This window comes from Janthinobacterium sp. AD80 (genome assembly GCF_002878455.1).
Classification (GTDB): domain Bacteria; phylum Pseudomonadota; class Gammaproteobacteria; order Burkholderiales; family Burkholderiaceae_D; genus Janthinobacterium.
This window is the reverse complement of record NZ_NRDQ01000115.1, coordinates 1-17,760: the sequence shown is the minus strand read 5'-3', so window position 1 is coordinate 17,760 and position 17,760 is coordinate 1. Positions and strand designations below refer to the sequence as shown.

The window sequence follows — 17,760 nt, the reverse complement described above, 5'->3', positions numbered from 1 at the left end:
CACCTTGCCAGCCCCAGCCCCCGGAGAGACAGCATGGCCGATCCCATCATCGATTACGACGACGTGCAGGGCACGATCCTGCGCGGCTACCGCGTCAACCTGGCGCGCCATTTCATCCTCGGCATCACGGATGCGGCGCAGGCACGCGCCACCATCGCCGCCCTGCTCGACGGCAGCGACGGACTGCCGTCGATCACCACCGCGCGCCATATCTATCCGAAGCCGCCGTGCTTCCTGAACCTCAGCTTTACCGCGCCCGGACTGTCTGCGCTGGGCGTTGCGCCCGTCGACCTGGCCACCTTTGACCAGGCATTCCAGCGCGGCGCGGCCGATCCGGCCAGCGTCGCCGCCGTGGGCGACGTGGGCGACAGCGCCCCCGCACACTGGCTCGGCAACCTGGGAGCGGCCACCGAGGCGGGCCAGGTGCATGCACTGCTGAGCTTGTGGGTCAGTGAATCGGTGGAAGTGCTGGAGGCGACCTCGGCCACACTGCGCCGCGCCTTTGCCGCCGGCTGGCACGAACTGTATGTGCATGACGGCGTGGCCCTGCCAGGCAACCGCGTGCACTTCGGCTACCGCGACAATATCGCCCAGCCCGATGTCGACGGTGCCCCGCCACGCAAGCACGAGCACGAGTCCGAACCTGATCCCCTCAACAGCGTCAAGACGGGCGAATTCCTGCTCGGCTATCCGAATGAAAACGGCGGCACCTATCAGGTACAGCCGCCACAGCTGTCCACCAATGGCAGCTATGCCGCCTTCCGCATCCTGGAGCAGGACGTGGCCCTGTTCGACAACATCCTGAGCGAGGCCGCAGCCAGTTCCGGCCTCAGCACCGAAATGGTGGCGGCCAAGATGTGCGGGCGCTGGCGCAACGGCAATCCGCTCGTGCTCAGGCCGGACGCGCCTGGCCCCGTGCTGCCCGACGCCAGCCTGAACCACTTTCACTATGTCGATGCCAAACAGCCGGAACTGGACGACACGCTGGGACTGAAATGCCCGATCGGCGCGCATATCCGACGCAACAATCCGCGCGACGAAGGCGTCGTGGGCACCTCGGCCCGCCACCACCGCATCGTGCGGCGCGCCATGCCCTACGGCAGCGAATATGATCCGGTGACACCCATCGCAGAGCAGCGGGGACTGGTCGGCTATTTCATCAACGCCAACCTGCGCAATCAGTTCGAATTCCTGATGCAGCAATGGAACGATGACGATACCTTCGTCAAATCGGCTGTCGGCCCGGCCGGTCCCGAGGCGGGCAATGCCACGCTCAACATCAGCGGCCAGGACGTGTTCCTGGGCATCAACGACCCGGCCGCCAGCTCCTTCACCTTGCCCGGCGTGGGCGCCAAGGGCAGCGGCAATACGACACTGCGGCATTTCTCGCGCAGCGTCATCACGCGCGGCGGCGTGTATTGCTTTTTCCCCAGCATCACGGGACTGCGCTACCTGGCCAGCCTGGGATAGGCTCTGCGGGCCAAGGAGGGGGGCGGCTACGGCGCGAATCGCTTGCAGGGCGGCCGTCATTGATCTATCGTGGCAGCACGCGCGTGCTGCCACGCCTTGCCCAGGAGATCCCACCGTGTCCCTCATCCTCTACGGCCATCCCTTTTCCTCGTACACGCAGAAGGTACTCATCGCCCTGTACGAGAACGCCCTGCCGTTCACCTTCCGCTGCCTGGCGCCGGACATGCCGCGACACCTTCAAGAATGGCTGGAGCGCTGGCCGCTGCGCAAGTTTCCATTGCTGGTCGACGACGAGCGCAATGTCGCCGAGACCAGCATCATCATCGAATACCTGCAACTGGCCCATCCCGGCCCGCGCCAGCTGCTGCCGGACGATCCGCTGCAGGCGCTGGAAGTGCGTTTTCTCGACCGCTATTGCGATCTGCACGTCATGACGCCGGTGCAGCATGCCGTCAACGCGGCCCTGAGCGGCGACGCGGCGCAAACCCTGGCAGGCCGCGCCTTTGCCGCGGAAAAGCTGGCCCTCGCCTATGCCTGGCTGGAAGCGCGCCTGGCCGGCAGGACGTGGGCCGCCGGCGAGCACTTCAGCCTGGCCGACTGCGCTGCCGCGCCGGCGCTGTTCTATGCGGACTGGACGCAGCCGATCCCCGCCACGCTGCCACTGCTGCGTGCCTACCGCGCGCGATTGCTGGCCAGTCCATCATTCGCCCGCGCGGTGGAAGAGGCACGCCCGTACCGGCACCTCTTCCCGCTCGGCGCGCCGCAGCGCGATTGAGGCTGATCAGCCAAACACGGGACGGAAGAAACTGCGCTCGTAGCTGACGATACAGCGCGTCTCCTCGGCGTAGCGGAAGGCCGCCTGGCACTCGGCGTCCTGCAGCGAGTCGATGCGGTACTGTTCGTACAAGGCCAGGCTGGGGAAGGAAAACATGGCCAGCGCCACGTTGCTGGCGCCTTCCGATGGCAGGAAGTAGCCGTGGTGCCGGCCGCCGAAGCGCTCGACCAGCGGTATCCACAGCTTGCCGTAGGCTTCGAATTCCTGCAGTTTATAGGGGTCGATGATGTAGCGCAGATAGCAGGTGATCATGGGTTTTCCTTGTATGGATTCAATTCCGTCAGCAGGCCCGTTTCCCACGAGCCGATGGCGGCCAGTGGCGTGCCGGGCAGGAAGGCCAGCGCGCAGGGGTAGGTAAACGCGTGCTCGGCCAGCACGCCGAGGCCGGGCCACGCGTAGAACAGCAGCTTGCCCCTGCCGATGCGTCCCAGCGCGCTGCCGTCGGGCAGCCAGCGCAAGGCGTCGCCCGTGCCGGCGCCCGCTTCCACGGGAACGCTGGCCAGCTGGCGGCCATCGTCCAGCGCATGCACGGACAGATATTCCTGGCCGCCGGCGTAATGCAGCACGGCCAGGCGCTCGCCGTCAGGCGATGGCGCGCACGATGCCAGCTTGGGCAGCGACAGCGCCACGCGGCCGGCATCGGCCTGCGGCGGCCAGTCCCACACGCTGCAATAGTCGGGCGGCTGCACCTGTCCTTCTTCCACCGATTTGACGCCATGCAGGACCAGCAAACGCCGTCCGCCATCGATCAGCCAAAGTCCGCGCAGCATCTCGCGCGGATGCTCCTGCATGCTCAAGACCTGGCCCGTCTGCGCATCGCGCACCCGCAGGCGGCCATCCCAGCCGCCGTCCGCAAGATAGCGGCCGCAGGCCGACCATGCGGGGCCGCAGCCTTCGCCATCCTTCTTGTTCTGGAAATTCAGCAGCAGCTGGCCCGAGAGCCCATCCACCACGGCCATCTGGCCCGTCGTGCTCTTGATGGCCAGGCGGGCGCCGTCGGGCGAGAACGCCATGCTGGAACAGTGGGCGATGAATTTGCCGCGCCATACTTTCTGGCGCGTAGCCACGTCCCACACGACCAGGTCGCGCCCCAGCACGGCCAGGCGCGTGCCATCCGGTGAAAACTGCACGCTGTAGCTGCAGCCCAGCTTGAGGGGCTTCGCGCTTGCCGTCATGGACGCGCCAGGCGGTACACCACGCTGTCGATGTCGTAGTGGCGCTCCATGCCCACGTACTGCATGCCCAGGCGCGTCATGACCTTGATCGAGGCGGCGTTGTCCGGGTGCGCCACGGCCACCACTTCGGGTGCGCCGACGACGTCGAACGCATGCGCGACGATGGCATTGGCCGCCTCGCTCGCATAGCCCTTGCCCCAGCCAGCCCGCGCCAGGCGCCAGCCGATTTCGTGCGGCTGCGTCTTGTCGCCGCCGATATGCTGCAGGCAGGCCAGTCCTACCAGCACCTCGTCTTCAGTGCGCATCAGGGCCCACCACGAATATCCCCACTCGGCCCAGCGTCCCATGATGCGGGCAACGGCGGCGCGCGTATGCTCTTCCGTCTCCGGCTGGCCCGCGTTAAGGTAGGTCATCACTTCGGTATCCGAGTTCATGGCGTGCATGGCGTCGTAATGCTTCTCGGTGACGGGTTCGAGGCGCAGGCGCGCCGTGTGCAGGATAGTCATGGCATTTCCTTGGACGAAAAAAAAGACGATACACGATCGTCTTTTTTTCGCCAACACGCAAGCAGTGATTACTTGCTCGACTCGCCCTTCTTGATCCACGCCGCCAGCTGGTGCGGACGCAGGCCGTCGTAATCTTCGAATGGCTGGTGGATCCACGGGTTGTGTGGCAGCTCGTCGAGGAAGTAGTCCGGACGCACGACGGAGCAGCCCTTCAGCCAGATCACGGCCGATTTGACTTCGGTCACGCCCGGGAAGTTGTCTTTCAGGTGACGCGTGACTTTATCCAGCGTGACGCCCGAATCGGCCAGGTCGTCGACCAGCAGGATGCGGCCGGCCAGCGGGCCCTTGGTCATGGTCATGTACTTGGCGATATCCAGGTCGCCCTGGGTGGTGCCCTTGTCTTCGCGGTAGGAGCTGGTCGACAGGATGGCCAGCGGCAAATCAAAAATGCGCGAGAAGACGTCGCCAGGGCGCACGCCGCCGCGCGCCAGGCACAATACCTGGTCAAATTTCCAGCCCGATTCGTGGACCTTGAGCGCGAGGCGCTCGATCAGGCGGTGGTACTCTTCCCAGTTGACCCAGAGATGTTGATCGTTCGATTGTGGGGTAGTCATGATAGTGGAATCTTGTTATTGGCTTGATTAAAAAAATCCGCCTTGCGGCGGATTGAGTCCAGCAGCTTATTCGAATGGGTGACGCAGCACGATCGTTTCTTCACGATCCGGACCGGTCGAAACCATGTCCACCGGTACGCCGACCAGTTCTTCGATGCGCTTGATGTAAGCGCGCGCCGTTGCTGGCAGGGCCGCCAGCGATTTCGCGCCGACGGTGCTTTCCGTCCAGCCCGGCATCTCTTCGTACACCGGCACGCAACGGGCGGCTTCTTCAGCGCCCGACGGGAAGATGTCCGTGGCCACGCCGTCGATGGTGTAGCCGGTGCACAGCTTCAGCGTTTCGATACCGTCGAGCACATCCAGCTTGGTCAGGCACATGCCCGTCACGCCGTTGATCTGCACCGAGCGGCGCAGCAAGGCGGCATCGAACCAGCCGCAGCGGCGGGCACGGCCCGTCACGGTGCCGAATTCATGGCCGACTTGCGCCAGGTGGTGGCCGACGCCCGCATCCGTCGGCAGTTCCGACGGGAACGGGCCGGAGCCGACGCGCGTCGTGTAGGCCTTGGTGATGCCCATGATGTAGTGCAGCATGCCAGGACCCACGCCCGAACCGGCGGCGGCATTGCCGGCCACGCAGTTCGACGAGGTGACGAATGGATAGGTGCCGTGGTCGACGTCGAGCAGGGAACCTTGCGCGCCTTCGAACAGCAGGTTGGCGCCGGCCTTGTGCGCCTTGTACAGCGCGCTCGACACGTCGGTAACCATCGGACGCAGGCGCGGCACATAGGCCAGCGCGTCGTCGAGGGTCTTCTGATAGTCGACCTTCGGTGCTTTCAGGTAGTTTTCCAGCACGAAGTTATGGTAATCGAGGTTTTCCGCCAGCTTTTCGGCAAAGCGCTTCTCGTTCAGCAGGTCGGCAATGCGGATGGCGCGGCGCGCCACCTTGTCTTCGTAGGCCGGGCCGATGCCCTTGCCGGTGGTGCCGATCTTCGCATCGCCACGCTTGGCTTCACGCGCCAGGTCGATCGCGGTGTGGTAAGGCAGGATCACGGGCGCGGCGTCCGACACTTTCAGGCGCGAGGCGACTTCGACGCCGACGGCTTCCAGCTTGTCGATTTCGCGCAGCACGTCCGGCACGGAAACGACCACGCCATTACCGATGTAGCAGGCAACGCCTGGACGCATGATGCCCGACGGGATCAGCTGCAGCGCGGTTTTCACGCCACCGATGACCAGCGTGTGGCCTGCATTGTGGCCGCCCTGGAAGCGCACCACACCTTGGGCGTGATCGGTCAACCAATCGACGATCTTGCCTTTACCTTCATCGCCCCATTGGGTGCCGATGACAACGACGTTCTTTGCCATAATTTTCTTTGACATCACTTAACCTAAGTTTTTAAGAATCCAGCTACTACCATTATCGGCAAGTACCAGCACGCGATCGCACTCGAACTCGTCTTGTTCATTACTGTGACCCGGCATACTCTGGATCACGACCTCGCCCGCCTTGCGCAACTCGGCGATTTTTTCCTTCAATTCTGGCGCGCTGCCCCATGGGGCGCGGATCGAATGCTTCCGTTCCGCCGTTGGGAGCAGGCGCGCCAGTTCGCGCAAATCGAGCGAGAAGCCGGTCGCGGGACGTGCCCGGCCGAACGCTTCGCCGACGTGGTCATAACGGCCGCCGCGCGCAACCGCGTTCGGCAAGCCAGGTACATACAGCGCAAACATCGCGCCACTTTCATATTGGTAGCCGCGCAGGTCGGCCAGGTCGATCGCCACTTCGGCGCGGCCCAGGGCGGAGCCTGCGAGCGCGGCCAGTTCGGCCAGCGCCTTCAGCACGCCCGGCAACGGCGGCAGCACTTCGCGCGCCCGCGCCAGCACGTCGATGTCGCCGTACAGGCCGGGCAAGGCCAGCAGCGCATCGCGCGTCACGGCATCGTAAGATGCGGTCAGGGCGCGCAAGCCAGGCGCATCTTTCGCGCGCAGCAGGGTGTACAGGGCAGCTTCGTCGCGCACGGCGGCGGCGTCTTGCGCAATGATAGCGCGCAACAGGCCGACGTGCGACAAATCCAGGCGCACGCTGTCGAAACCGGCCAGTGCCAGCGAGGCCAGCGCCAGTTCCTGGATCTCGGCGTCCGCCTCCAGGCCGGCGTGGCCATAGATTTCGGCGCCGATCTGCAGCGGCTCGCGGGTGGCGTGCAAGCCCGATGGACGGGTATGCAGCACGCTGCCGGCGTAGCACAGGCGCGTCACGGTGGCACGGTTCAGCAGGTGGGCGTCGATGCGCGCCACTTGCGTGGTCATGTCGGCGCGCAGGCCAAGCATGCGGCCGGACAGCTGGTCGACCAGCTTGAACGTGCGCAGGTCGGTATCCTTGCCGGCGCCGGTCATCAGCGATTCCAGATACTCGAGCAGCGGCGGCATCACCAGTTCATATCCGTACAGACGGAAATTGTCCAGCATGAGGCGGCGCAGCTCTTCGATCTTGCGCGCTTCCGACGGCAGAACATCGGCAATATTTTCGGGCAAAAGCCAATTCGGCATGAGGGAGCGAGATACGGAAGAAAGTTGAAAAATGCATCATGCGAGGCAGCGGCGGGCGCGCCAGGCAAGAGGCCGAACCTGATATTTTACGCGAAAACACGGGCCTTTAGGGATAAGTTCTCCGATTTGCTGCCGCGCAGCCCTAAAAACACCGCATTTTACGCCCTCCCGCGACAACCTGTCGGGCACAAAAAAACGGGGCCGGCATTCACGCCGGCCCCGCTTCCGCCGCCCTGCCCTTGCGGGCCGGGACGGTCTGGATGCTGCCTTACTTCTTCGACGGCGCGGCCGTGCCGTTGCCCTTGAAGTACTTGAAGAATTCCGAGCTTGGGTCGACCACCATCACGTCGCCCTTGTCCTTGAAGGTGGCGCGGTAGGCTTCCAGGCTACGGTAAAACTTGTAGAACTCCGGATTGCGGCCAAACGCTTCCGCATACACCTGCGATGCCTTGGCATCGCCCTCGCCGCGGATCTTCTCGGCTTCGCGGTAGGCTTCGGCCAGGATCACCGTGCGCTGCTTGTCGGCGTCGGCGCGGATTTTCTCGGAGTCGGCCGAACCGGTCGAACGCAGCTCATTGGCCACGCGCACGCGCTCGGACTTCATGCGGTCGTACACCGAGTTGTTGATCTGCTCGACGTAGTCGACGCGTTTCAGGCGCACATCGACGATGCCCACGCCGATCGACTTGGCTTCCGCCGCGACCTTCGCCAGGATGGCTTCCATCACCTTGCCGCGCTGGCCCGAGATCACTTCGCGCACCGTGCGCTTGGTGATTTCATCGTTCAGTGCAGCCTTGACGATTTGCGACATGCGGTTGCGGGCGCGGCTTTCATCGCCGCCAAAGCTGCGGAAATACAGCCGTGGATCGGAGATGCGCCATTTCACGAAGGCGTCGACGAGGATGTTTTTCTTCTCGGCCGTGATGAAACGCTCGGGTTCCGGCGTGTCGATGGTCAGCACGCGCTTGTCCAGGTACATGACGTTCTGGAACGGCGGCGGCAGCTTGAAGTACAAGCCAGGTTCGCTGATCACTTCCTTGACCTCGCCCAGGGCGAAGACGATGGCGTATTTACGCTGGTCGACGACGAACACGGTCGAGGACAAGAGCATGATCGCGATAAAGCCCGCGATCAGGGCGGCGACGATACGGTTCATTAGCGGCTCTCCCGTTCACGCGAAGAGCGGCTGTCGCGACGCGAATTGACTTCTACTGTCTGCATGGCTTCCTGTGGCATTACGGTATTGGCGGCGGGTGCGGCCGCTGCGGCGCGCGCTGCCGCGGCCGAAGCGTCCGACGCCGCCTGCTGGGCGATCAACTTGTCGAGCGGCAGATACAGCAGGTTGCTGCCCGTCTTGGCGTCCACCATGACCTTGCTGGCACTGCTGAACACTTGCTGCATGGTCTCCAGGTACATGCGGTCACGCGTGACGGCCGGCGCCTTCTGGTACTCGACCAGCACCTGCTTGAAGCGCGAAGCATTACCTTCGGCGTTCTCGGTCACCAGGGAACGGTACGCTTCGGCTTCCTGCATCAGGCGGAATGCCGCGCCGCGCGCTTTCGGAATGACGTCGTTGGCGTAAGCCTGGCCTTCATTCTTCTGGCGTTCACGGTCCTGGCCCGCCTTGACGGCATCGTCGAAGGCGGCTTGCACCTGCTCCGGCGGCTGCACGGCCTGCATCGTCACGTTGTTGATGAAGACGCCGACCTTGTAGCGGTCGAGGATCTGCTGCATCAGCTGCTGCGTTTCGTACGCGACTTTCTCGCGTCCTTCATACAGCACGAAGTCCATCTTGCTGCGACCGACCACTTCGCGGATCGCCGTTTCGGCGACCTGGCGCAAGGTGTCTTCCTGGTCGCGCACGCTGAACAGCCATTCGACAGGATCTTTCAGGGTGTACTGCACCGCGAACTGGATGTCGATGATGTTTTCATCGTCCGTCAGCATCAGCGATTCGCTGGCCTGCTTGTTGCGCAGCGACTGGCGGTAGCCCACTTCCACCGTGCGCACCTGCGACACGTTGACGGTTTCATCGGTCTGGAACGGGTAAGGCCAGCGCCAGTTGAAACCGGCCGGCGTGGTGCGCGTGTATTTGCCGAACGTCAGCACGACGCCGCTCTGACCCTCTTGCACGATGAAGGCGCCGCTGGCAAGCCAGATCAGCACGGCGATCACGCCGACCACGCCCGCGGTGATGCCGGCACCCTTCATGTCGGGACGCGGGCCGCTGCCGCCGCCGTTGTTATTGCCGCCGTTGTCGGGACGGTTCTTCTGTCCGAAAAAGGCGTTCAGGCGCTGATTGAAATCGCGCCATAACTGGTCGAGGTCCGGCGGACCTTCGCCGGGCTTTTTGCCTTCTTGGGCTTTCTTGCCGTCGTCCTTGCGATTGCCCCAGCGGGGGTCGTTCAGGGACAACTTCAAGCCTGTTTTTTTGAGTAGGGAGACAAGCATAACTATCGTGTTCCGACTTGGGAGTGGGTGGAAAACCTATCGTCCTCGCCAGGCTCTTCGGCCTGGTCCGCGGCGTCATCGTGCTGCTCGGGCAGATCAATCAGCTGATCGTCCTGCAACTGCGCGTCGCCGTTCTGATAGAGGTGAGCCGAGCCCGGCGCTTTCTTGGCCATCTCGACAATTGCATCACGCAGCAGGTCGAGACCGCTGCCCTTTTGCGCACTGACGAACACGCGACTGATCGTAGCATATTCGTCGCGCTCCACCGAAGGCTCCAGCCCGGCCGCATCGATCTTGTTCCACACGAGTATCTGCGGAATATGATCGGCGCCGATCTCTTTCAAGACCAGGTTGACCTGCTCGATCTGCTCCATGCGCACCGGCGACGAGGCGTCGACGACGTGCAGCAGCAGATCGGCATGGATGGTTTCTTCGAGCGTGGCGCGGAAAGCCGCCACCAGCTGGTGCGGCAATTCGCGCACGAAACCGACCGTGTCGGAGATCACCACATTGCCCACTTCCTGGCCCAGGTAAACCCGGCGCGAGGTGGTGTCCAACGTGGCGAACAACTGGTCGGCGACATACACGCCGGCCTTGGTCACGGCATTGAACAGGGTCGACTTGCCGGCATTGGTATAGCCGACCAGGGACACGGAAAATGTGTGATTGCGCCCGCGCGCGCGGCGCTGCGTTTCGCGCTGCTTGTGCAGTTTTTCCAGGCGCGCGCGCAGTGCCTTGACGCGGTCGCCGATCAGCCGGCGGTCCGTTTCAAGCTGCGTCTCGCCGGGACCGCGCAAGCCGATACCGCCCTTTTGCCGCTCCAGGTGGGTCCAGCCGCGGATCAGGCGCGTGGCCAGATGCTGCAGCTGGGCCAGCTCGACCTGCAGCTTGCCCTCGTGGCTCTTGGCGCGCTGCGCGAAGATGTCGAGGATCAGGCTGGTACGGTCGAGCACGCGCACATTCAGGCGCTTTTCCAGATTGCGCTGCTGGGCAGGTGAAAGGGCGTGATTGAAGATGACGATTTCCAGGCCATCATTGACGACGGCGTCGCCAATTTCGTCCGCCTTGCCGCTGCCGACAAAATACGCGGAATCGGGACTGGAACGCTTGGCCGTGATGGTGGAAATCGGGTCCGCGCCGGCCGAACGCGACAACAGCATGAGTTCCTCCATGCTGGCGGCGAAGTCGCTGTGACCGAAGTCAACCCCGACTAGTGCCGCGCGCATGATGGGAACAGGCAAGTTGAAGCGGACGCCGACGCCGATGCAAACGCATCAGCGCCGCTGGCGCGGACGGGAGCGATGGAGGGTGAAAGGCGCTGGGCCGTCAAGCTCAACGCTTTACTCCGCTTCAGATTCAATATTGAGATTGACGGCACGGGCCGGCACCACTGTCGAGATGGCATGCTTGTACACCATCTGTGTCACCGTATTGCGCAGCAATACGACGTATTGATCGAACGATTCGATATGGCCCTGCAATTTAATGCCATTGACCAGGTAAATCGAGACAGGAACATGCTCTTTGCGTAATGCATTGAGGAATGGGTCTTGTAACAGTTGCCCTTTGTTGCTCATAACAGCTCCGTTGTTTATGTTGTTGTGTAAGAATTGGAGGCGACTCGCTTGATTTCAAGTGCTCTCACACCTTTCAGAGAGAGAAAGATGCATCACAGCTACTGTAACCTGTTTTCGCGATCGCTGTCGCGCATGGCGCATTAACACTTTATTATTTTCGTGCAAATCGCCATATTATTGGCTGTCGGCGCCGCATTATCTCTGCGGCGCCTTAATATGCACTTAATCCAGCTGCTAAATCATTAGCTGCTTGCCGTTACTTGCTCGGCGTGCGTGCGAACGGGTTTTTACCCGTGCGCAACTCGATGCGCAATGGCGTACCGACCAGCGCAAAGGTATCGCGGAAATGTTTTTCCAGATAGCGCTTGTACGGATCGCCGACGGCGTCGAGCGCATTGCCGTGAATAACGATCACAGGCGGATTCATGCCGCCCTGGTGGGCATAGCGCAGCTTCGGACGAATCGAACCCTTGCGGCGCGGCTCCTGCTTCTCCACGGCCTCGATCAGGGCGCGCGTCAGCTTCGGTGTCGACAGGTCGCACATGGCGGCCGCATAGGCGGCGTTGAGCGACTTCATCAGCGGACCGATGTTGGTGCCCTTCAGCGCGGAAATGAAATGCATCTGCGCGAACGACAGGAAATCGAGCTTGCGGTCGATATCGATCTTGATCTCGTCGCGCTGGTGCGATTGCAGGCCATCCCATTTGTTCACGGCCACCACCAGCGCGCGGCCCGATTCCAGGATGAAGCCGGCGATATGCGCGTCCTGCTCGGAAATATCCTGCTGCGCGTCAAGCATCAGCACCACCACGTTGGCTTCGGAAATTGACTGCAGGGTTTTCACCACCGAGAATTTCTCGATCGCTTCAAACACCTTGCCACGGCGGCGGATACCGGCCGTGTCGATCAGCGTGTATTGCTGGCCATCGCGCTCGAACGGAATCTCGATCGAATCGCGCGTCGTGCCCGGCATGTCGAAGGCGATCACGCGCTCTTCGCCCAGCAGGGTGTTGATCAAGGTCGACTTGCCCACGTTCGGACGGCCGACCAGGGCGATCTTGATGCCGCGGTCGGTCTTTTCCAGCTCTTCAGGCTCATCCGGACGCTGCGCGAACGCCAGGTCCAGCATCACTTCGACGAGGTCGTTGACGCCGTCGCCGTGCGCCGACGAGATCGCATACGGATCGCCCATGCCCAATTCATAGAATTCGGACACGACGGCCGTATAGCGCATGCCTTCGCTTTTGTTGACCACCAACAAGACCGGACGACCGCTCTTGCGCAGGAAGTCGACGATGGTCTTGTCATGCGGGGTCAGGCCCTGGCGGCCGTCCACGATGAATACCACCACGTCGGCCTCGGCCACGGCCTGCTTGGTCTGCAGTGCCATCTGGTGCATGATGCCTTCCTTGGCGACGGGTTCGAAACCACCCGTATCGATGACCAGGAAGGGACGTTCGCCGACACGGCCTTCGCCATAGTGACGATCGCGCGTCAACCCAGGCAAATCCGCCACCAGCGCATCGCGCGAGCGGGTCAGACGATTGAATAAAGTCGATTTCCCAACATTGGGTCGACCTACTAGTGCAATTACCGGCTTCATTTGTATTACTCGACCGCGAGAGCGGTCACTGTCCCTGATTGGGTTTGAAAAATCAAATTCGAACCGGCAACAACGGGAGCCGAAACAATCGGGCTGCCGTCGGTGCTGACCCGACCTATTAATGCGCCATCTTCCCGTGACAGGAAGTGGATGTAACCTTGATAGTCGCCGACGGCGACGCTGCGGCCGAACGACGCTGGCGTCGACAGGCGGCGGCGTGCCAGCGCGTCATTCTTCCAGGCGCTCTGCCCGCCATCGCGGCTGAACGCCAGGACGGCGCCCTGGTCATCGGCGGCAAAGACGAAACGCTGGTCCACCGCCACGCCCACATCGGACGACAATGGCTTGTTCCAGCGTGGCACGCCCGTGGCCGCATCGAAGCAGCCAACCTTGCCCTGGTACGTCACGGCGCACACTTCGCCCTCGAACACCACCGGCGTGCCGGCGATATCGGAGACACGCTCCAGTTCGGTAGCGCCGCGCGGTTCGCTGACGACGATCTCCCAGCGTACCACACCGGTCGCGGCCGTCAGGGCCAGCAGCTTGCCGCCCGGCTGGGCCACATATACGTTCGTGCCGCCCAGCACCATGCCCGGCGCATTGCGCAGGGTCAATGCCGGCGTGGCGCGCTGGACGGTCCACTTGCGCTCGCCCGTCTTGGCGTCGAAGCCGACGATGCGGTTGTCGACGCTGCGCACCACCACCACGCCCTGGCTGACCACTGGCGGCGTCAGCACTTCACTGGACGCCTGTGCTTTCCACAGCTGCTTGCCATCGGCGTCAAACGCCAGCACGGCGCCCTTGGCGGCGCCGACTGCCACCACCGTGCCATCGCTGCCGGCGCTCGAGGTGATATCGCTGCCCGCCTTGATGCGCCAGGTTTCACGGCCGCTGGCCGCATCCAGGCGCGCCAGCGCGCCATCGGCGTTGACCACGTACAGGCTGCCGCCAGCCAGTGCCGGCGTGAACGCATACACGCCCGCCTTGCCGATCGAATATTTCCAGGCATCGCGCACGGCGATGCTCGATTTTAACTCGACCAGTTTGGCCGGTTCGACTTTCGGATCTTTCGAGGCAAACGGGTTCCACGAGGAGCAACCCGCCATCAGGGCCAACAGGCTTGCAGCTACCAGCTTTTCAGTGACACGCATAAGTGTTATCCAACCTTTTTCTTGTACTTGTAACGGTGAGGCCGGCGGCGCAGGGGCCGCGCAGCGCAACCGGCTCTATCAGGCGGCGGCCTTGTCAGCCTTGGCCTTGTCTTCCGGCACCGTACCGCCGATCGATTCCAGCTTGACCTGGATCAATTGACGGCCTGGATTGTTCTTGTCCGTCGCGGCTATCGCGGCCAGGTAGGCCGTGCGGGCATCGGCCAGCTTGTTTTGCGCCACCAGGATGTCGCCCTTGCGGTCCGCCACGGCACCGGCAAATTGCGGCACGGAAGCCGTCGCCAGCACTTTCAGTGCTTCGTCGTAGGCTTTTTCATCCAGCAAGACACCGGCCAGGCGCAGCTTGGCGATGGCCTTGTACTCTTCCGTGCCATGCTCGGCCACCCATTGCAGCTGGGTCTTCGCCGTTTTCAGGTCGTTCGCGTCGAAGGCTACCTTGGCCGCGGCCAGGGCGCTCATCTGCGCGTAGGCCGTGCCGCCGAAGCGCGACTGCATGTCGCCGGCCGCGCGCATGACCTTGGCCGTATCCTTGGCGGCGATGGCGTTTTGCAATTCATCGTACAACTGGCCCGCTTGCGCCGCCTGGGTGCGCTGGTAGTACTGCCAGCCAGCCCAGCCGCTATAACCTGCCAGCGCCACGATCAGGACCCAGGAGGTCAGATTGCCATTGCGCTGCCACCAGGCCTTGAGGGTTGCCAGTTGTTCTTGTTCTTCGTGATCGTATGCCATGGTCGTCAGTTTTAATGAGTAGTTGATCGAGGGTACAACTGTGTTGCTTCAAATCAGTGGTGGTGATGCACGTGGCCGCCAGGACCGTGGTCATGGCCGCAATCATGGTCGCCGATGATCTGGTCGACCACGTAGTCGACGACATCGTCGAACGGCACCGTGTTCTGCTGCGCGCCCGCATCGGCTTCGCGCATGGCTTTCACCGTGGCGACGTTGTTAGCGATTTCATCGTCGCCCAGGATCACGGCAAACGCCGCGCCGCTGGCATCGGCCTTTTTCATTTGCGTCTTGAAGCTGCCGCCACCGTTGCTCGCTGCGCAATGTAGCACAACGTCCAGGCCCGCATCGCGAATCCGCTCGGCCAGCACGAAAGCTTGCAGGCCGGCCTGCTCGCCCTGGTGCACCAGGTAGACGTCGCACTGCGCCGGCTGCTCTGGCTCGGCCGCATCCTTCATCAGCAGCACCAGGCGTTCGACGCCCATGCCGAAACCGACAGCGGGCGTCGATTTGCCGCCGAACATTTCCACCATGCCGTCATAGCGGCCACCGGCGCAGACCGTGCCTTGCGCGCCCAGCTTGTCGCTGACCCACTCGAACACCGTGCGGTTGTAGTAATCGAGGCCGCGCACCAGGCGTGGATTGACGGTGAACGGAATATTGTTGTGGTTCAGGATCTTCTGCACGCCGTGGAAATGCGCCAGCGATTCCTCGCCCAGGTAGTCCAGCAGCTTGGGCGCGCCATTGACCAGGTCCTGCATGGCAGGGTTCTTGGTGTCGAGGATGCGCAGCGGATTGCTGTGCAGGCGGCGCTTGGCTTCTTCGTCGAGCAGCTCGCCGTGGCCTTCCAGGTAGGTGATCAGGTCGGCGCGGTGGCGCAGGCGCTCGGCCGCATCGCCGATCGAATTGAGTTCCAGGCGGATGCCTTCCAGGCCCAGGTCATCCCACAGGCGGCGGGTCATCATGATCAGCTCGGCGTCGATGTCCGGGCCAGTAAAGCCAATGGCTTCCGCGCCGAACTGGTGGAACTGGCGGTAGCGGCCCTTCTGTGGACGCTCGTGGCGGAACATCTGGCCCTTGTACCACAGGCGCTTCGGCCCTTCGTAGACGAGGTTGTGCTCGACGACGGCGCGCACCACGCCGGCCGTGCCTTCAGGGCGCAGGGTCAGGTTGTCGCCGTTCATCGAATCGGTGAACGAATACATTTCCTTTTCCACGATATCGGTCACGGCGCCGATGGCGCGCGCGAACAATTTCGTTTCTTCCACGATCGGCGTGCGGATCTGCTGGAAGCCGTAGCTTTGCAGCACGGATTGCGCCGTGTTTTCAAACAACTCCCACAGCGGGGCGTCGGCCGGCAGGACATCGTTCATGCCCTTCACGCCGGTGATCTTATCTGCTTTTTTATTTTCGGACATAGTGTTCTTCTTTGCTGTTCTTTGCTTGTTGCTGTATCTACGTTGTCGGATGACGCGCGTAGCGCCAATCCGACCTGCCCGACCGATTACGCGGCAACCGGTGCGGTCTTGCCATAATGGCTTTTAACATAATTGAGGACGATGTCCTGGAATTCCTCGACGATGCGCTCGCCGCGCAGGGTGACGACTTTTTCGCCGTCGACAAACACGGGCGCGGCCGGCGACTCGCCCGTGCCGGGCAGGCTGATGCCGATGTTCGCATGCTTCGATTCGCCCGGGCCGTTGACGATGCAGCCCATGACGGCCACGTTCATCGCTTCCACGCCCGGATACGATTTCTTCCATTCCGGCATCTGCTCGCGCAGATAGGTCTGGATGTTGTCGGCCAGTTCCTGGAAAGTGGTCGACGTCGTGCGGCCGCAACCAGGGCAGGCGATGACCATGGGCGCGAACTTGCGCAAGCCCATGGTTTGCAGGATTTCCTGGCCGACGATGACTTCGCGCGTGCGGTCGCCGCCCGGCTCCGGCGTGAGCGAAATGCGGATGGTGTCGCCGATGCCTTCCTGCAGCAAGACGGCCAGGGCCGCCGTCGAGGCGACGATGCCCTTGCTGCCCATGCCCGCTTCCGTCAGGCCCAGGTGCAGCGGATAGTCGCAGCGCTGCGCCAGTTCGCGGTACACGGCGATCAGGTCCTGCACGCCCGAGACCTTGCACGACAGGATGATCTTGTCGCGGCCCAGGCCCAACTCTTCGGCGCGCACGGCGTTTTCAATCGCCGACGTCACCAGCGCCTCGTACATGACGGCTTGCGCCGGCCACGGTTCGGCGCGGACCGCGTTTTCGTCCATGATGCGCGCCAGCAAGGCCTGGTCCAGGCTGCCCCAGTTCACGCCGATGCGCACCGGCTTGTCGTAGCGGCAGGCCGCTTCGATCATTTGCGCAAATTGCGTGTCGCGCTTGGCACCCTTGCCCACGTTGCCCGGATTGATGCGGTACTTCGACAGCGCGCGCGCGCAATCGGGGTAGTCGTTAAGCAGGGTATGGCCGTTGTAATGGAAGTCGCCCACCAGCGGCACGTCGATATCCATCTTGTCGAGCTGCTCGCGGATATACGGCACGGCCGCGGCCGCTTCCGGACGGTCCACCGTCAGGCGCACCAGCTCGGAGCCGGCACGCGCCAGTTCCTTGATCTGGATCGCCGTGCCGATGGCGTCGGCCGTATCCGTGTTCGTCATCGACTGCACCACCACGGGGGCGTCGCCGCCCACCCAGATCTGGCGCTGGCCGTGCGCGATCAGCACCTTGCGGCTGTCGCGCCGGTCGGATGGACCGGAGCCGATCGCTGTTTTCGAGGTAGCCATAATATTATCTTCTGAGTTTGCTTGAACGGTTACTGCAATTATTTGATGCTGACACGGGAAATCGTGCCGCCCGGAACAGTCGGCAAGTCCAGCTTGGCACCGCGCAAGGTGGCCTGCACCACGCCAGGCTTGCCCACCACCAGGGTGGCAGGGCCCGTGATATCGAACGTTTCCGTGCTGCCCGCCTTGACCATGCGCGAAATCAGCGGCGAGGTGCCGGGGCGGCGAATTTCCACCCAGGAATCCTGCTCCACCTTCAGCACCAGCGCGTTCGCGCCCACGGCCGCGGCCGCAACAGGCGGCGTGACGGC

General features: G+C 63.0%; 18 protein-coding genes. 2 read left to right on the top strand and 16 right to left on the bottom strand.

The features are described 5' to 3' along the window. The first annotated feature begins 33 nt into the window (after positions 1–33). Both JaAD80_RS20130 and JaAD80_RS20125 read left to right on the top strand, forming a co-directional pair. Positions 34–1,470 carry a hypothetical protein gene (locus JaAD80_RS20130; RefSeq protein ID WP_102296645.1) on the top strand — a complete coding sequence of 479 codons (1,437 nt, stop codon included), beginning with the start codon at positions 34–36 and terminating at the stop codon, positions 1,468–1,470. 115 nt (positions 1,471–1,585) lie between these two features. Further along, on the top strand, positions 1,586–2,245 hold the full coding sequence (locus tag JaAD80_RS20125; protein ID WP_102296643.1) for a glutathione S-transferase family protein: 660 nt from the start codon (positions 1,586–1,588) through the stop codon (positions 2,243–2,245). Between the two features lie 6 nt (positions 2,246–2,251). Here the strand turns inward: JaAD80_RS20125 and JaAD80_RS20120 are convergent, their stop codons facing one another. From JaAD80_RS20120 to JaAD80_RS20045, 16 genes are all read right to left on the bottom strand, one after another. Further along, a complete protein-coding gene (locus JaAD80_RS20120; RefSeq protein WP_102296641.1) occupies positions 2,252–2,557 on the bottom strand; it encodes an NIPSNAP family protein in 306 nt (101 codons plus the stop codon). Continuing rightward, positions 2,554–3,480, bottom strand: a complete 927-nt coding sequence (locus tag JaAD80_RS20115) for a WD40 repeat domain-containing protein (RefSeq protein WP_102296640.1) — start codon at positions 3,478–3,480, stop codon at positions 2,554–2,556. The genes JaAD80_RS20120 and JaAD80_RS20115 overlap by 4 nt, the downstream gene beginning before the upstream one ends. Next, positions 3,477–3,986 carry a GNAT family N-acetyltransferase gene (locus tag JaAD80_RS20110; protein ID WP_102296638.1) on the bottom strand — a complete coding sequence of 170 codons (510 nt, stop codon included), beginning with the start codon at positions 3,984–3,986 and terminating at the stop codon, positions 3,477–3,479. The genes JaAD80_RS20115 and JaAD80_RS20110 overlap by 4 nt, the downstream gene beginning before the upstream one ends. A 68-nt stretch (positions 3,987–4,054) precedes the next feature. Beyond that, positions 4,055–4,600 carry a phosphoribosyltransferase gene (locus tag JaAD80_RS20105; RefSeq protein ID WP_092795180.1) on the bottom strand — a complete coding sequence of 182 codons (546 nt, stop codon included), beginning with the start codon at positions 4,598–4,600 and terminating at the stop codon, positions 4,055–4,057. A gap of 66 nt (positions 4,601–4,666) precedes the next feature. Continuing rightward, the gene (locus JaAD80_RS20100) at positions 4,667–5,980 is read right to left on the bottom strand and encodes an adenylosuccinate synthase (protein ID WP_034752021.1); all 1,314 of its coding nucleotides are present in this window, start codon (positions 5,978–5,980) and stop codon (positions 4,667–4,669) included. Positions 5,981–5,983: 3 nt separating this feature from the next. Next, positions 5,984–7,144: an ATP phosphoribosyltransferase regulatory subunit gene (locus JaAD80_RS20095; RefSeq protein ID WP_102296637.1), complete on the bottom strand. Its 1,161-nt coding sequence runs from the start codon at positions 7,142–7,144 to the stop codon at positions 5,984–5,986. A gap of 268 nt (positions 7,145–7,412) precedes the next feature. Next, on the bottom strand, positions 7,413–8,300 hold the full coding sequence (gene hflC, locus JaAD80_RS20090) for a protease modulator HflC (protein ID WP_102296635.1): 888 nt from the start codon (positions 8,298–8,300) through the stop codon (positions 7,413–7,415). Beyond that, the gene (gene hflK, locus JaAD80_RS20085) at positions 8,300–9,595 is read right to left on the bottom strand and encodes an FtsH protease activity modulator HflK (protein WP_102296633.1); all 1,296 of its coding nucleotides are present in this window, start codon (positions 9,593–9,595) and stop codon (positions 8,300–8,302) included. The genes hflC and hflK overlap by 1 nt, the downstream gene beginning before the upstream one ends. Positions 9,596–9,597: 2 nt before the next feature. Beyond that, positions 9,598–10,821, bottom strand: a complete 1,224-nt coding sequence (gene hflX, locus JaAD80_RS20080; RefSeq protein WP_102296631.1) for a GTPase HflX — start codon at positions 10,819–10,821, stop codon at positions 9,598–9,600. Positions 10,822–10,935: 114 nt separating this feature from the next. Beyond that, complete coding sequence (hfq, locus tag JaAD80_RS20075; protein ID WP_008450615.1) at positions 10,936–11,172, bottom strand: RNA chaperone Hfq; 237 nt, start codon at positions 11,170–11,172, stop codon at positions 10,936–10,938. A gap of 256 nt (positions 11,173–11,428) precedes the next feature. Further along, positions 11,429–12,775, bottom strand: a complete 1,347-nt coding sequence (der, locus tag JaAD80_RS20070; RefSeq protein ID WP_070221915.1) for a ribosome biogenesis GTPase Der — start codon at positions 12,773–12,775, stop codon at positions 11,429–11,431. A gap of 5 nt (positions 12,776–12,780) precedes the next feature. Next, positions 12,781–13,926 carry an outer membrane protein assembly factor BamB gene (bamB, locus tag JaAD80_RS20065; RefSeq protein ID WP_102296630.1) on the bottom strand — a complete coding sequence of 382 codons (1,146 nt, stop codon included), beginning with the start codon at positions 13,924–13,926 and terminating at the stop codon, positions 12,781–12,783. Positions 13,927–14,004: 78 nt separating this feature from the next. Further along, a complete protein-coding gene (locus JaAD80_RS20060) occupies positions 14,005–14,673 on the bottom strand; it encodes a tetratricopeptide repeat protein (RefSeq protein ID WP_102296628.1) in 669 nt (222 codons plus the stop codon). Positions 14,674–14,726: 53 nt separating this feature from the next. Next, positions 14,727–16,088 carry a histidine--tRNA ligase gene (gene hisS / locus JaAD80_RS20055; RefSeq protein WP_102296627.1) on the bottom strand — a complete coding sequence of 454 codons (1,362 nt, stop codon included), beginning with the start codon at positions 16,086–16,088 and terminating at the stop codon, positions 14,727–14,729. Between the two features lie 86 nt (positions 16,089–16,174). Continuing rightward, entirely contained in the window at positions 16,175–17,449 is a 1,275-nt protein-coding gene (gene ispG, locus JaAD80_RS20050; RefSeq protein ID WP_102296625.1) for a flavodoxin-dependent (E)-4-hydroxy-3-methylbut-2-enyl-diphosphate synthase, read from the bottom strand. A gap of 38 nt (positions 17,450–17,487) precedes the next feature. Beyond that, positions 17,488–17,760 (bottom strand): DUF4115 domain-containing protein (locus JaAD80_RS20045; protein ID WP_146012445.1); only part of this gene is annotated, 273 nt, incomplete at its 5' end.